Source organism: Paenibacillus sp. GYB006, assembly GCF_036577645.1.
In the GTDB taxonomy this organism is placed as follows: domain Bacteria; phylum Bacillota; class Bacilli; order Paenibacillales; family Paenibacillaceae; genus Paenibacillus.
The window spans coordinates 14,101-29,317 of record NZ_JARBDA010000002.1; the positions used below are offsets into that span (position 1 = coordinate 14,101).

Annotated in this window: 14 protein-coding genes; all 14 read left to right on the plus strand. The window is 42.6% G+C overall.

The features are described from left to right. The first annotated feature begins 25 nt into the window (after positions 1-25). Complete coding sequence (locus PV403_RS05540) at positions 26-655, plus strand: tetratricopeptide repeat protein (protein ID WP_332083811.1); 630 nt, start codon at positions 26-28, stop codon at positions 653-655. 138 nt (positions 656-793) lie between these two features. Beyond that, positions 794-3,673: an ATP-dependent DNA helicase DinG gene (dinG, locus tag PV403_RS05545; protein WP_332083812.1), complete on the plus strand. Its 2,880-nt coding sequence runs from the start codon at positions 794-796 to the stop codon at positions 3,671-3,673. A gap of 33 nt (positions 3,674-3,706) precedes the next feature. After that, positions 3,707-4,366, plus strand: a complete 660-nt coding sequence (locus PV403_RS05550; RefSeq protein ID WP_213529523.1) for a redox-sensing transcriptional repressor Rex — start codon at positions 3,707-3,709, stop codon at positions 4,364-4,366. Then, positions 4,353-5,654, plus strand: a complete 1,302-nt coding sequence (locus PV403_RS05555) for an amidohydrolase (protein WP_213529521.1) — start codon at positions 4,353-4,355, stop codon at positions 5,652-5,654. Before PV403_RS05550 ends, PV403_RS05555 begins: the two co-directional genes overlap by 14 nt. 29 nt (positions 5,655-5,683) lie before the next feature. Beyond that, positions 5,684-6,202: a cell wall elongation regulator TseB-like domain-containing protein gene (locus PV403_RS05560; RefSeq protein WP_249716829.1), complete on the plus strand. Its 519-nt coding sequence runs from the start codon at positions 5,684-5,686 to the stop codon at positions 6,200-6,202. A gap of 177 nt (positions 6,203-6,379) precedes the next feature. Next, positions 6,380-6,907: a hypothetical protein gene (locus PV403_RS05565; protein ID WP_213529519.1), complete on the plus strand. Its 528-nt coding sequence runs from the start codon at positions 6,380-6,382 to the stop codon at positions 6,905-6,907. Further along, positions 6,900-8,402, plus strand: coding sequence for an AAA family ATPase (locus tag PV403_RS05570; protein ID WP_332083813.1), 1,503 nt, complete (start codon positions 6,900-6,902; stop codon positions 8,400-8,402). The genes PV403_RS05565 and PV403_RS05570 overlap by 8 nt, the downstream gene beginning before the upstream one ends. A 136-nt stretch (positions 8,403-8,538) precedes the next feature. Continuing rightward, complete coding sequence (locus tag PV403_RS05575) at positions 8,539-9,411, plus strand: 3-hydroxyacyl-CoA dehydrogenase family protein (protein ID WP_213529516.1); 873 nt, start codon at positions 8,539-8,541, stop codon at positions 9,409-9,411. Continuing rightward, positions 9,408-10,613 (plus strand): acetate/propionate family kinase, encoded by a 1,206-nt coding sequence (locus tag PV403_RS05580; RefSeq protein ID WP_213529514.1) that lies wholly within the window; start codon positions 9,408-9,410, stop codon positions 10,611-10,613. The genes PV403_RS05575 and PV403_RS05580 overlap by 4 nt, the downstream gene beginning before the upstream one ends. A gap of 30 nt (positions 10,614-10,643) precedes the next feature. Beyond that, positions 10,644-11,939: an asparagine--tRNA ligase gene (asnS, locus tag PV403_RS05585; protein WP_213529513.1), complete on the plus strand. Its 1,296-nt coding sequence runs from the start codon at positions 10,644-10,646 to the stop codon at positions 11,937-11,939. A 20-nt stretch (positions 11,940-11,959) separates the two neighbouring features. Further along, a complete protein-coding gene (locus PV403_RS05590) occupies positions 11,960-12,667 on the plus strand; it encodes a DnaD domain-containing protein (protein WP_213529512.1) in 708 nt (235 codons plus the stop codon). A gap of 188 nt (positions 12,668-12,855) precedes the next feature. Continuing rightward, positions 12,856-13,392, plus strand: coding sequence for an RNA polymerase sigma factor (locus PV403_RS05595; RefSeq protein WP_249716826.1), 537 nt, complete (start codon positions 12,856-12,858; stop codon positions 13,390-13,392). After that, the gene (locus PV403_RS05600) at positions 13,385-13,876 is read left to right on the plus strand and encodes a hypothetical protein (RefSeq protein WP_332083814.1); all 492 of its coding nucleotides are present in this window, start codon (positions 13,385-13,387) and stop codon (positions 13,874-13,876) included. Before PV403_RS05595 ends, PV403_RS05600 begins: the two co-directional genes overlap by 8 nt. A 41-nt stretch (positions 13,877-13,917) precedes the next feature. Beyond that, positions 13,918-15,210, plus strand: a complete 1,293-nt coding sequence (locus tag PV403_RS05605; RefSeq protein ID WP_332083815.1) for a multi-tm2 domain protein — start codon at positions 13,918-13,920, stop codon at positions 15,208-15,210. The last annotated feature ends 7 nt before the right edge of the window (positions 15,211-15,217 follow it).

The window sequence follows — 15,217 nt, forward strand, 5'->3', positions numbered from 1 at the left end:
TTTTACCGAGGGTGGGATGCAAGCCATGTTTCAATATTTATTCGCCGAAATGAATGATGCGCTTGACGAGATTGAGAAGTATTATTCTGCTGCACCTGCCGTTAAGAAACAGGAATTGTTACGAAAGTGGAATTTGCTAAAACAGATGAGCGATGGAATTATGGATGAGTGGATGTCATTCGAAGAAAAGATGGCTCGGATACGGGAAAGCGGTTTGTTCCGCGGAACGGATCCCTTTACCATGATTCCGGAACTTAAGCTTCAATCTTTTGTCAAAGGACAGGGTTATTTTAAACTTCTTATGTACAAACACGCGGCTGAAGAATTTAACAAAGTCGTTGAATTGTACCCGGAAAGTTTAATGTCTCGTCTGTACTTAGCTGTGTCGTATCTTCATTTAGAAGAAACACATGTCGCTGCAAAGGAACTGAATCGAATTTTGCTGAACAGCGATCAGCCGAGATTAAAAGCGCTGGCATATAATGCACTTGGCTGTATCCATGCCAAACATACGGATCTCGAGAAAGCTCTTTCCTGTTTTGCACTTTCTCTAAAGCTTGATCCTAGTTTGCAAGAGCCGCTGTATAATCTGGAAGCATGCAGATCAAATAGCGGAAAACTCCATTATGGAACCCAGTTGCTTGCTCTCTCCTAGAGATGCATCAAAAGGCAGTGCATCAAAAAGGCGATGTCTCTTCATTTGGCATCGTCCTTTTTTTGTGCTCTAATGTTCAAAAGTCTTTTTTTTTGCTATGCTACTAAAGAGACTGGATGAAGGGAACGTTTAATTGTAATGAAATTTGCCGTGCTTGATTTTGAAACAACAGGTACCCAGTCTGATGGTGAAATTACCCAGGTTGGACTTACCATAATAGATCATGATTTAAGTATAAAAGAGACATACAGCTCTTATGTCAATCCCGGCGTTCCCATTCCACCTTTTATAACTGGACTTACTGGAATTTCGGACGACGATGTCAAAGATGCACCTCATCTTGAAGAAATGATGATGGAACTTGTTCCATTGCTAGATGACGTTGTACTCGTTGGGCATAATGTAGCTTTTGATTTTTACTTTTTGCAAAATGCGTTAGATCGATGCGGATACCTGCCGTTTACAGGCCGTATTTTGGATACGATGGACCTTTTAAAAGTTTGTTTTCCTTCGCTTTCCTCTTACCAGCTGGGTTATGTTTCAACTGAATTTGGATTTGAACATGACAGACCGCACCAAGCGGATAGCGATGCACTGGCAACCGCCCATGTATTTCTTAAAAGCATTGACGAACTGAGAGGCTTACCTTTGATTACACTGCAGCGTCTCTCGGACCTCTTTCCTGCAGAGGAAAGTGATTTCGGCTGGTTTTTGGATGGACTGCTGACAGAGAAGGAAAGCGAGCCGATTCAGGATCTGGATGGTCAGAAATACTACAGGCAACTTGCGCTGGCCATTGATGATTGGTCTACGATTGCTCCGCCACGGGACGAGCGTGCACCGAACCCTTTGGAAAATGAGTCGTTCAGCGAGTATATGGAGAAGGTTCAACAGAATTTGAAAGAAAAACTTCCCAACTATGAACAAAGGGAAGCGCAAAATATGATGTTTGACGAAGTCAATAAAGCTCTTTATGAGGACAAGCATTTATTGATTGAGGCGGGAACAGGAACAGGTAAATCACTCGGATATTTGTTGCCTTCTATTTACCAAAGTGTAAAGCAGGAGACTAAGGTTACGGTAAGTACACACACCATAAACCTGCAGGAACAATTGCGTGAACGTGATCTTCCTCTGTTAACAAAAGTCGTTCCTTTTCCTTTTAAAGCAGCGATCTTCAAAGGTCGTGGTCATTATCTTTGTCTGCGTAAGTTTGAACAGAAGCTGAATAATAAAGAATTTGCTACACCCAAAGAAGATGTTTTTACTGCTGCTCAGATGCTCGTCTGGCTCACGCAAACAGAAACCGGAGATGATGAAGAACTAAACTTAAGCCACCGGGGAACAGATTTCTGGGAAACCGTGCAAAGCGAATCTGAATCCTGTTTAGGACGGAGCTGTCCGTGGTTCAAAAAATGTTTCTATCATCGTGCGCGTCATGAAGCGGGGATTGCAGATGTTGTGATTACCAATCACTCGAAACTGTTTACAGATGTGAAAGCCAGCCATCAACTGCTTCCAAGTTATGATTATCTAGTGATTGATGAAGCTCATCATCTAGAAGACGTAGCTGGTAAACATCTGGGGATGCATATGAAATATTTCTCAGTGGTCCATACTCTAACGAGACTGTTTAAGGATAGTCGTAACGGTCAATTTCCTGCACTTCGTCAACAAATCAATCAGTCAGGACATGAGAAATACGTGGAATGGACTTCAGCTATTGACGAGTTGTTCCCATTTGCTCTGGAAGCGAAGGAAGAATGGGATACACTGAGTGATATGTTATTTAAGCTGTTACCAGAGAGAATGGATGCTGCGCCGGGAGACTCAGGACAGTTTTCACTAAGACTGAAGCCGCAGGCGAAGCCAAAAGCATGGGACAAAATCTCAAAACATGAAAATCAGTTTTATGTCACAGTAGGCGAAATGGTGCGCAAAGCAGATAAGCTGCTTGGAGAAGTGAGAGAAGAACTAGACGATTATGCATCAGATAGTCTGATTACGGATATCACAGGTCTTGTCAGAGACTTAGCAGAGCTTAGGGATAATTTGAGACTCTTTATGCGGCTTGACGATACAGGCACCGTATACTGGCTTGAAGCAAGCGGTCAGTTTAGAAGTAAGTCCCTTCAGCTATACGCAGTTCCTGTCGATGTAAGTTCACATTTGAAGGAACTGTTTTTTGATAAAAAACACAGTGTGATTCTGACCTCTGCTACGTTATCTGTAGACAAGTCATTTCAGTTTATGATCGATCAGCTGGGACTATCGGAAGCGCAGGAAAAGGGCAGGCTTATGACGTCCTTGCTGCCATCGCCATTCAATTATAGGGATCAGGCACTTCTTGTCATTCCACGCGATTTTCCAAGCGTAAAAGGAAGTGTAGGGGATGATCACTTTGTAAGTATGCTTGTGACTTCACTTGCAGAGACAGCGAAGGCTACCAAAGGCAGGATGTTAGTGTTGTTTACATCCTATCGAATGCTGAGACAAGTGCATGAACCACTAAAAGAAGCACTTGCAGCTAGTGACATCACGGTGCTTGGACAAGGAGTAGATACAGGCAGCCGGACAAAACTTACTCGTCGGTTCCAAGAGGCTAAGGCTTCTGTTTTGCTCGGAACAAGCAGCTTCTGGGAAGGTGTAGATATTCCAGGAGAAGCTTTAACTTGCCTTGCGATCGTGCGACTGCCTTTCCAGCCGCCTAGCCATCCGGTGGTGGAAGCGAAAAGCGAACTTTTGGAAAAAGAAAAGAAAAATCCTTTTATGAAACTTTCTGTTCCGCAGGCAGTGATCCGGTTCAAACAAGGTTTCGGACGGCTCGTTCGTACAGCACAGGACAGAGGTATCGTTATCGTTTACGATACAAGGGTTATTGAATCTTATTATGGAAAGTACTTTTTGTACTCCTTGCCAGGTCCAAAAATGGAACATATGGTTACGGAGAAGATGGTTCCAAGGATTAGTGAATGGCTGATGGAACATGAAACGAATAATGAAACAGACGGAACATAAGAAATTGTGTTTTGATGTAAGGGGGAGTTAACATTGAAGTCGGATAAAATTTCAGAGGCAGTCGTTCGTCGGCTGCCCGTATATCTGCGTTATCTGCAGGAGTTATACAAAAGAGAAGTTACAACGGTATCATCTCAAGAACTCGGGCTTAAACTGGATCTAAATCCAGCTCAAATCCGTAAAGATTTAGCTTATTTTGGCGATTTTGGACGGAAGGGAATCGGATATGACGTCGCTTATCTTATTGATAAAATCCGTCAAATTCTCAAAATTGATCAAGTCATCAATGTTGCCCTCGTCGGGGCAGGTAATCTCGGTCAAGCTTTATCTAACTATAACCGCTATGTAAAAGACAATATGAAGATTGTTGCCGTATTTGACTCCTATGATAAAAAAATTGGAACGATGATTAATACACTTACGGTACAGCCAATGGAAGAGTTACAGGATACAGTGAAAGAACGGAATATCCGGATTGGGATCATTACGGTGCCTGATTTTGAAGCTCAGCGTGTAGCGGATTGCATGGTTGAAGCAGGTATAGAGGCTATACTTAATTTTGCACCGATTATTATTAAAGCTCCGCCGCATATTCGGATTCATACGGCCGATTTCACAACAGATCTATTAAGCCTTGCTTATTATCTGGAAAGCGAAGAAGGAAAGGAAGAAACAGAAGATGAAAAGTCATAAATGGCTTATTAAGAATGGACAATTTGCAGTTAGTGATCCAGAATGGCGAATCGTTAAAGGTTATATGCTTGTGGAGAATGATAAGATTGTCTACATAGGCGAGAAACTCCCTGAGGGTGAAGAAGAAACGACCGTTTTTGACGGGAATAATCTACTCTTTATTCCTGGTCTAATCAATACGCACGGTCACGCTGCAATGTCTCTTCTGCGAGGTTATGGGGATGATCTTGCACTCCAAATTTGGCTTCAAGAAAAAATGTGGCCAATGGAAGAGAAGTTCACGGCAGACGATGTATACTGGGGAGCGTCCTTGTCGATCCTTGAGATGATTAAAGGGGGGACAACCGCTTTTCTTGACATGTATGATCAGATGAATCAAGTGGCTAAGGTAGTAGAGGAGTCGGGAATACGTGCAAGCCTGATGCGCGGTGTAATTGGATTCGGTTCAGATGAACTGCGAGCTTCTAAACTTGCGGAAGCGACTTCTTTTGCTAAGGAATGGAACGGACAAGCGAGTGGCAGAATTACCACGATGCTGTCTCCTCATGCACCGTACACATGTGGTCCTGAGTTTATTGAAAAATTTGTTCAGGCAGCACATGACTTGGACCTGCCGCTTCATACACACATGTCTGAGACAAAGGCAGAGGTAGAACAGAACGTGAAAGATTATGGGCTCCGTCCGGTTGCTCACTTAGAGAAATTGGGCTTCTTCTCACGTCCATCCCTCGTGGCGCATGCGGTTCATTTAACTGACGAAGAAATTGAAATTCTTGCTAAATATAATGTTGCTGTAGCTCACAATCCAGGAAGCAACTTGAAACTTGCCAGCGGTGTAGCTCGAGTTCCGGATCTATTAAAAGCTGGGGTTGTTGTATCGTTAGCAACGGATGGACCTGCAAGCAATAATAATCTGGACATGTTTGAAGAGATGCGTCTGGCTGCCCTTATCCATAAAGGAGTCTCTGGTGATCCAACGGCTGTTCCAGCGACAGAAGCTCTTCGCATGGGAACGGAATATGGAGCAAAATCGATCTATGTTGAAGACACGGGGACGCTTGCAGTAGGCAAGAAAGCAGATTTTATAGCGATTGATTTAGATCAGGCGCACTTTTTGCCGTATTCAGATTTGATCTCTCATGTTGTATACTCGGCAAGTGCTAAAGACGTAAAACATGTTTGGGTGGATGGCAAACAGTTGTTAAAAGATGGTGAAGCTCTTACTTTAGATGAAGAACGTATTAAGCGAGAAGCAGAATCTGCATTTAAAGGACTGAAAGCCCGCTAACGGACCAAGGGTGAGAAGGGAGTCCCGCCTTGAGAAGGAATCGAAAAAAATGGATATACATTAGTATTCTTACCGTATTACTAATTTTATTTGGGATTTATCAATTTTATGTTTACGTAATGAAAGATCAGTGGGCGGAAAGAGACCTCGCGGTGTCGATTGCAGAGCAACAGGCACAGCTTACGTCCGTTACAAAAACACAAAAGTCGGTTTGGGGAGAAGAATCGATTTATTGGACGATCGAAGGCATGAGCAGCGAGAATAAGCCGATTATGGTCTGGGTCCAGTTCGGAATGGATCATAAGCCAGTTAGTGGTAAAAATAGTGTTCATAGTGAACTCATTGAGAATAGCTTTTCTGAAGATGAAATGTACGCCAAAATCGCTTCAGAGTTAGGCAATATAGAGATTATTCATTTGCATCCAAGCTACTACAATAAAACGTATGTATGGCAGCTCTTTTATAAGCAAGATGGCAAATATGTGTATCGGTTCTACCAATTCAGCGATGGAACCGAAATAGGTAATGGTTATCAATTACCCGATTAAGAAGTAAATTGATATAACAAATAACCCCCGAATGGTCGATATAGATCACTCGGGGGTTATTTTATTTGGTAACATAGAAAAATGTTTCATAGTTTAGATTTCATGCTTACGATATGTTATGCTATATTTATAGATTTTATTTACAGCAAAAAGACTAAAAGTAAGGGAGGTTGTCACTTGAAATTGCGTCCCATCCCAATTGCAGTATCTTTGTTCGTTACTGCTACACTGCTGTTTGGCGGTTGGTTTGCGTACCGTCAGGTGGCTATGATTAAACCAATTGATAAGTTGGTTTCAGCATACGAAGGTGTCAACAATGTTCAAATAGATATTACCCCAAAGGAAGTGACTTTGAATCTCGATTTGGAGCCTCAAACGAATCTAAGGGGTCTAGTTGAACTTATTCATACAGATGGAAATCCGTATTTAAAGGGAAAGAAACTTAAACTTGACGTAAAAAATCATTCCACAGAGGAACTCGATGAATTTTGGTCAACTGCCTTGTTCACGGTAGCAGAAGCAATGGAAACAAGACAATATACTCAGATTCCTGAAGAACTGCAGAAAATGAGTGATGGCAGCATACAAGTAGATTACGACATGGATGATCAGAATGTGTATGTAAGTCTATCTGACGGAGAGGCAAGCAAGTTTATTATTTTGCCGAGACAGTCGGCAACGATGGGGGTATGGCCAAATGCCTAAGTGGACCAAGGAAATCTTGATTGGCGCAACGCCCGTCATTTTCTTATTTCTCGTCTATATTGGGGTTAATGTAGTTCCCTTATTGCTTATGGGGCTTCTTGTTGGAGGTGTATTTCTTCTTATGCAGATGCGCGGCGGTCTGACCGTCGGTGCAAGCAGTGAAAGAAAGCGAAAAAAAGCAGGTCCGAAGAAGCTCACTTTTGAGGAAATAGGCGGTCAAGATAGTGCGAAACAGGAGCTTAGAGAGGCGCTTGATTTTTTAATCAGACATGAGGAAATACAGAAATTTGGTATCCGTCCCTTAAAAGGGATCTTGTTAACCGGCCCTCCGGGAACAGGTAAAACACTCATGGCCAAAGCAGCAGCACATTACACGAATTCCGTGTTTATTGCTACATCAGGCAGTGAATTTGTAGAAATGTATGTTGGTGTGGGTGCGGGCCGTGTTCGGGAGCTGTTCCGTGATGCGAGAACGCGAGCAGCCAAGGAAAATAAAGAAAATGCAATCATTTTTATTGATGAAATCGATGTTATTGGCGGTAAACGAGAAGGCGGGCAACAACGTGAATACGATCAGACCCTGAATCAGCTTCTGACGGAAATGGATGGGATCTATACATCTGACGCACCGCGTATTCTAATCATAGCTGCAACCAACCGTAAAGAAATGTTGGACAGCGCTTTGCTTCGCCCAGGACGTTTTGATAGACATATACAAGTGGACTTGCCGGATAAAAAAGGACGCAGACATATTCTTGAACTGCATGCCAAAAACAAGCCGCTTGATAAAAATATTAACATGGACAAAATTGCGGAAGAGTCTTATGGCTTCTCTGGTGCCCAACTGGAAAGTCTAATGAACGAAGCGGCGATTTATGCGATGCGGGATGATAGTCAGTATATTTTGCAAAAACATCTATCCATGGCCATCGATAAGGTGATGATGGGTGAAAAAACAGACAGAGAATCAAATGAAGATGAGAAAAAACGGGTAGCAGTGCACGAATTAGGACATGCCATTGCGGCAGAAGCAGTACGTCCAAATAGTGTCGGCCAGGTTGCTTTAAGTCCCCGTGGACAAGCATTAGGCTATGTAAGACATAACCCGCAAGAAGAACAATACTTATACACCAAAGAGTTTTTAGAAGCTCAAATTATGATTGCGTTAGGCGGTGCAGCAGCAGAAGAAATTTACTACGGAGGCCGCAGTACGGGTTCAAGAAATGATTTTGAGCAAGCATTAGATATTGTTAAAACAATGATCAGCTCTGGACTTACGGGACTCGGGATTGTGCATCTTGAGATGGTCTCACAGGCCGAGATGTCGAAAGAAAACGCAGCGATATTAAATGACCTTTTCTCCCGTACAAAGCAGCTGTTGATCGATCACGGTCCTATCTTTGATCAATCATTAAGCATCCTGCTTAAAGAAGAAGTGTTATCTGGTGATGAATTTCGCAAATTATTCAAAGAAAGTACATTATTGCCAGCATAATCTATGATGCTGGTTATTTTTTTTTACTTTTGTTTCGTGCTAAGATATTATTAGATGTTGGGTCATAAAATGTATTTTTCGACAAAGAAGAATACAAAATATTACTAGAGACCAAGAAAGGGATGGAGCAGTAACCATGTTGTTTAAAAAAATAGGAGTTATCGGCGGAGGTACAATGGGCCAAGGTATAGCAGAAATGCTTGCAGCCAAAGGCCTCGACGTCTTGCTCGTAGAACAAACCCCTGAGAAATTAGATCATTCAGTAGAAATGATTGAAACAGGACTCGATAAGAAATTAGAGAAGTGGGCTATCACCCAAGCAGAGAAGAAATTAATCTTGTCAAGAATCCATAAAACGACAAGTTATGAGGAACTTTCTGTTTGTGATTTGATCATAGAGACCATTACAGAAGATCTGGAAGAGAAAAAAGTTCTCTTTAGAAAACTGGAAGAAGTCATTGGTAACGATATTATTCTGACTAGTAATACTTCTACTCTTAGCTTAACTGAGCTTGCAGGTGCCACTAATTCTCCTGAACGTATGATCGGACTTCACTGGACACATCCGGTTTCCAGCATTGATATGGTTGAAATTATTCGTGGTCTTAAAACTTCTGATGAAACGTTCAATGCTACAAAACAGTTTGCAGAAGAAGTGCTTGGCAAAAAAGGGATCATGGTTTATGAGTCTCCTGGATTTGTTACTTCTCGTCTGATCTGCCTTCACATTAACGAGGCTCTTCATCTACTTGAAGAGGGAGTTGCTTCTGCAGAAGATATCGATGAAGCAGTACGTATTGGTTACAAATTCCAACATGGACCGCTTGAAATGGCGGATCGTTTCGGACTTGATTCTGTTCATGCAGCGCTTGATGGGATGTTCCGCGAGTTTGGTGAACTGAAGTATAGACCGTCTACTGTTCTGAAGAAAATGGTTCGCGCTGGACAACTCGGCGTAAAAACAGGAGAAGGCTTCTTCAAGTACGACAAGGATGGTGATCGAGTATGAAAATTTTAGTTATCAATTCAGGGAGTTCTTCTCTGAAATACCAAGTATATGACATGACGAATGAATCTGTTCTGGCAAAAGGACTTGTAGAACGGATTGGTATGGATTCTTCAATCTTGAATCACAAACCAACAGGTAAAGAAGAAGTTACAGAAGTAAGCGAAATTCTTGAGCACACAACTGCTATTCGTAAAGTGCTGGATAAATTGACTCATGAAGTTCACGGTGTAATGAGCTCGATTTCAGAAATCCAAGCAGTAGGTCACCGCGTAGTACACGGCGGGGAAGCTTTTAAAGAATCGGCTCTCGTAACGGATGAAGTAAAAGCTGAGATCCGTCGTCTGATCGACCTTGCACCGCTTCATAACCCAGCTGCGATGATGGGAATTAACGCAGCAGAGCTAAATATGCCGGGTATTCCGCAGGTTGTCGTATTTGATACTGCATTCCATCAAACGATGCCTGAACACGCATACCTGTATGCTATTCCACGTGTTCTTTATAACAAGTACAAAGTACGTCGTTATGGTGCACACGGTACTTCCCACGATTTTGTAAGTAAAGCAGCTGCTGAATTCCTTAATCGTCCGATCGAAGACCTGAAGATCATTACATGTCACGTAGGTAACGGGGGCAGCTTAACAGCAGTGAAGAATGGGGTTTCCGTTGATACTTCGATGGGTATGACTCCTCTTGAAGGTCTGATGATGGGAACACGCAGTGGTGATCTCGATCCAGCGATTGTACCTTATGTGATGAACAAAGAAGAACTTACGATTAACGAAGTAAATTCGATGCTTAATAAACATAGTGGACTGCTTGCCATCTCCGGTATCAGCAGCGACATGCGTGAGATTACAGAAGGAATGGAGAACGGTGAGCCAAACTCTACACTTGCTTTCAATATGTATGAGTACCGTCTTCGTAAATACATTGGTTCCTATGCTGCAGCGATGAACGGTGTTGATGTGATCGTCTTTACAGCAGGGGTTGGAGAGAATTCCGTTGTACTTCGCCAGCGTGTTCTTGAGCAGCTTACTTATCTTGGTGTTGAAGTAGACGAAGAGCTGAATAAAATCCGTTCTGGTGAACCGCGCCGTATCTCTTCAGCAAATTCTAAAGTAGAGGTTCTTGTGATTCCAACGAATGAAGAACTTGTGATTGCACGCGATACACATCGTATTGTAGGAGCAACTCAATAATTAATATTATATAAGCAGGGAGAGATCGGAATGAGCACGAAAAGTGACATTCGCAATGTCAGCAAGCACGTTGGAGAGACAGTAACGATCGGTGCTTGGATCAATAACAAGCGCTCCAGCGGTAAAATTCAATTTTTACAGCTTCGCGACGGTACAGGCTATATCCAGGGGGTTGTGGTGAAAAGTGAAGTTTCTGAAGAAATTTGGAACAACGCCAAAAGTCTTACCCAAGAAAGTTCACTTTATGTAACAGGGGTGGTTCGTGAAGAGCCGCGCAGCCAGTCTGGATATGAACTTACGGTAACAGGAATTGAAATTATTCATTTAACTGAAAATTATCCAATTACGCCGAAAGAACACGGTGTTGATTTCTTGATGGATCATCGCCACTTGTGGCTTCGTTCTAACAAACAGCGTGCAATTATGGTGATCCGTGCGGAAATTATCCGCGCAGTTCAGGAGTATTTTGATACCAATGGATTTACGATTGTAGATCCTCCGATCCTGACACCTTCTTCTGCTGAAGGAACAACCAACCTGTTCCACATCAAATACTTTGATGAGGATGCATACCTGACACAAAGCGGTCAGCTTTATATGGAAGCAGCTGCAATGGCTCTTGGTAAAGTGTATTCCTTTGGTCCTACTTTCCGTGCAGAAAAATCCAAAACTCGCCGTCACTTAATTGAATTCTGGATGATTGAACCGGAAATGGCATTTGTGGATCATGAAGAAAGCTTGCGTATTCAGGAAGAGTTCATTTCACATGTAGTACAGTCGGTAGTGAAAAACTGCCGTAAAGAGCTGGAAAGCATCGGCCGTGATATCTCCAAACTCGAGAATATCAAAGCTCCATTCCCGCGTATTACGTATGATGAGGCAATTACATTCCTGCAAGGAGAAGGTTTTGATATTCCGTGGGGTGAAGATTTTGGTGCTCCTCATGAAACAGCGATTGCCGAAAAATACGACAAACCTGTATTCATTACTCACTATCCAGCAGGAATTAAAGCTTTCTATATGAAACCAGATCCGAACCGTCCAGAAGTGGTATTATGTGCAGACATGATCGCACCGGAAGGATACGGCGAAATTATCGGCGGGTCCCAGCGTATTGACGATCCGAAACTGATGGAAGAGCGTTTTGAAGAACATAATCTTTCCCGTGAAGCTTATCAGTGGTACTTGGATCTTCGCACCTATGGATCTGTTCCTCACTCCGGATTTGGTCTTGGACTTGAACGTACAGTAGCTTGGATTTGCGGACTTGATCATGTACGTGAAACGATCCCATTCCCACGCACACTGTATCGTCTTTATCCGTAAGGATCGTAGGAGGTATGTTAATGAGCGAACCAGGTGAGGGTACATGGGTGAAAGGTATTGCTTACGGGATGTCTATGGGGAGTGTTCAGCTCCCTTATGCACTGCTCCGTTATTACACCCGGCTTGGTTTGTCAGATGGAGAGATGCTTCTAATTCAACATCTGATATCATTTCAACAGCTGGAAGGAAATGATTTTCCAACGCTGGAGGAATTGGCAGTTCGAATGAACATACCGCCGGAACAGGTTGCTCGTGGCTTGCAAAGGCTGATGAGAGATGGTTTTGTTAGTATAGACGAAGATTTGGATGAAGCGAGTGGCATACAATATGAGCGGTATAATGTGCTTGGATTATATGTAAAACTTGCGGAATGTCTTCAAGAAGAATCATCTGCTCCAGCGGTTGCTCGAAAATCAGCAGCATTACCTTATCAGCAGAATTCAAGACAAACGATGGAAGAAGTCGAAGAACGTAACATGTTTCGGATTTTTGAGAATGAGTTCGGCAGACCTCTATCTCCCATGGAATATGAAACGATCTCTGGCTGGATCGATCAGGATCGATACCCTGAAGAGTTGATATTGCTTGCTCTGAAGGAAGCTGTGTTTGCTGGGAAAGTACATTTCAGATATATTGATCGTATATTACTGGAATGGAGCCGCAATAGGGTTAAGACAACCGAGGATGTAAAAGCATACGCCGCCCGCTTCCGTAGTGGTGGACGTTAATTATATAGGTTAATATAAGGCACTCCTTTATAAGGGGTGCCTTTTTTCGCTCTTTTCGCGATAATAGAAATGAAAGGTTGATCGAATTCAGAAAATTTAATTATTTTATATGAAACTTGCAGGGATGCGCTTCGTTCATACGTCTATTTATATGGGGAAGGAGGAGAGAGACCATTGATGAAGCAAGATTGATTGAAGACATTGTTCAAGGAGATCATGCGAAATACCGTGAACTTATTAATCAATATAGTAAACATATTTTTCAAGTTACGTATTCTGTTCTTCATCATGTTCAGGATGCGGAGGATGCCGCACAGGAAGCTTTCGTTCAAATCTTTAAATCTCTCCCCCAGTACCGATCGGAAGGATTTAAGACTTGGATTACACGAATTGCACTAAATAAGGCGATTGATATGAAGAGAAAAGTGAGCCGAAGAGTGGTAACCGAGACGGGACATGAGAACGATGTAATACATATACCTGACCGGCAGGCGGATACGGTGTATCAATTGATTAAAAAAGAAAAGAAACAAGAACTGCTGAAAAAAATCAGAATGCTTCCTCCCAAGTATCGTGATATTATCATTCTTTATTACCTAAAAGAAAACAATTATGAGCAGATAGCGGAGGAATGCAGTATTGCTGTGAAAACCGTAGAATCCAGGTTATACCGAGCGAGAATATGGATAAGGCAGCATTGGAAGGAGGAAGAATGGCGTGAATAACCAAAATGAGGACCGCTTTACGGCTTATATCAAAGGGACACTAACCCAAGCGGAGAGAGAAGAGATAGATGAGCAGCTCCTTACTGATGAAGAAGCGCTCGCCTCCTATCTGATGTCTCTTCAGTTATTGAATCAAAACGAAGGTTTGGCTCATCAAAAAAACAACAAGACGTTTACTTTCCCGCAGATTCCTAATCAAAGAGAATTTACCAAGGAGATTATGAAACAGGTTGACTCTTCTGTGAGAAGTGAAAAAAGAAAGAAGAAATCGGGTAAGCTTCCGTGGCAGCATCTCCTCAGTCATAAAATGATTCACTATACGGTAGCTGCTTCGATAACGGTGATTTTTATATCTACAGGTGTATTTGACCGGTTAGCACCTGGAAATATATACAAGAGCGAGACCCTAGCAACAACACCTTATAGTGAGATTATGGTGAAAAAGGCGACTGGCTGGCTAGATACGTTAAAGCCTAAACCGTAATGAATAGATATACATTCGATTTAAGAAAGGAAGACAATGAGATGAATATACAGCAAGACAGGAGTAAACTGCTTGCCTTTTTACTTAACTTTGTGCCGGGGCTCGGACATTATTATTATAAGAGCCGGGTAAAGGGTTTTATCTATGGATTCCTATTTTTTGGAATAGTAGGATTGGCTTTTTTAGCTGCTCTCGGAAATGAAATGGAGTTTGCTCTAGTTTTGTTACTAGGGGCTGCCTTTCTATGGATGGTCAGTATGTTTAGTCTGGTTTTTAAACTGCTTCGTGCACCCGAACATTCTCCATATCCGCCGGGTTATCCTAACTATGTTCCAAATGCTGAGGCGTACGGGCAAATGGGACCCGCAGTAGATCCAAACTTAAACCCTAATGAGTCCTTTTACGGCATGCAGCACGATCAAGGACCTGGAATGGAACCTCCTTTTGGTTTTCCACCGCACGAAGGGTATGTGTATCCGAATCAGGGAAAAGGGAAAGAAAGCGAACGATTCTTTACGATTCTCTTATCGTTCGTACCAGGGCTCGGACACTTGCACATGGGACTATTGCAACGCGGATTATCCTTTCTAATCGGTTTCTTCGGACTCGCTATTATGCTGCTATTCGTGGCGGCTATTTCGGGGGAAGGAGTTATACTTCTTTTTTTGCTTCTACTGCCGGTGATGTGGCTGTACTGTATGTTTGACGCGGTTCAGCATGTACATCGCAAACAAGCGGGGGAAATCCTAGAAGATAAGACATTGTTCGAGCAGATTGAACATGGTCGCAGTCATGGAAAGCGGAGTAAAGTGATCGCTACGTTACTTGCGGTTTTCCCTGGGGCAGGTCAGATGTATCTGGGGCTTCAAAAAAGAGGTCTTCAGCTTATGGTGATATTTTTAGGGAGTATTTATATATTGGACTTGCTGAATTTGTCCCTCTTTCTCTTTCTAATCCCAGTTATCTGGTTCTATAGTTTCTTTGACGGACTTCAGCAGGCAAGCAAGTACGGCAGAGAACCCTTATATGATAAACCGGTGGTTGAAGCGTGGACGCGTTATCAGCGATGGATCGGTGCAGCCTTGTTATTCCTAGGTGTTTATTATATTTTACTGAGACTGGTAGTTCCGGAGCTGGAAAATTATTTTAAACCCTTTCATTATTTCTACGTCTTGGAGTCTTATATGAACACGATCGTGGTATCATTGCTTTTGATCGGGGGCGGGCTAAAGCTACTATTTTCTCCAAAACCGAAAGAGGATGAAGGAGAGCGTCTGCTCAGAGAACTTGAGCGTGATATGGATCTATCTCCTTATCAAGACAGAGAGTTGTAGACTCGTA

Bases quoted from the DNA above. Each gene is read 5' to 3' on its own strand.
- PV403_RS05580 (WP_213529514.1), top strand. From the start codon at position 9,408: ATGAAAATTTTAGTTATCAATTCAGGGAGTTCTTCTCTGAAATACCAA.
- PV403_RS05540 (WP_332083811.1), top strand. From the start codon at position 26: ATGTTTCAATATTTATTCGCCGAAATGAATGATGCGCTTGACGAGATT.
- PV403_RS05570 (WP_332083813.1), top strand. From the start codon at position 6,900: ATGCCTAAGTGGACCAAGGAAATCTTGATTGGCGCAACGCCCGTCATT.
- dinG (WP_332083812.1), top strand. From the start codon at position 794: ATGAAATTTGCCGTGCTTGATTTTGAAACAACAGGTACCCAGTCTGAT.
- PV403_RS05555 (WP_213529521.1), top strand. From the start codon at position 4,353: ATGAAAAGTCATAAATGGCTTATTAAGAATGGACAATTTGCAGTTAGT.
- PV403_RS05590 (WP_213529512.1), top strand. From the start codon at position 11,960: ATGAGCGAACCAGGTGAGGGTACATGGGTGAAAGGTATTGCTTACGGG.
- PV403_RS05605 (WP_332083815.1), top strand. From the start codon at position 13,918: ATGAATATACAGCAAGACAGGAGTAAACTGCTTGCCTTTTTACTTAAC.
- PV403_RS05575 (WP_213529516.1), top strand. From the start codon at position 8,539: ATGTTGTTTAAAAAAATAGGAGTTATCGGCGGAGGTACAATGGGCCAA.
- asnS (WP_213529513.1), top strand. From the start codon at position 10,644: ATGAGCACGAAAAGTGACATTCGCAATGTCAGCAAGCACGTTGGAGAG.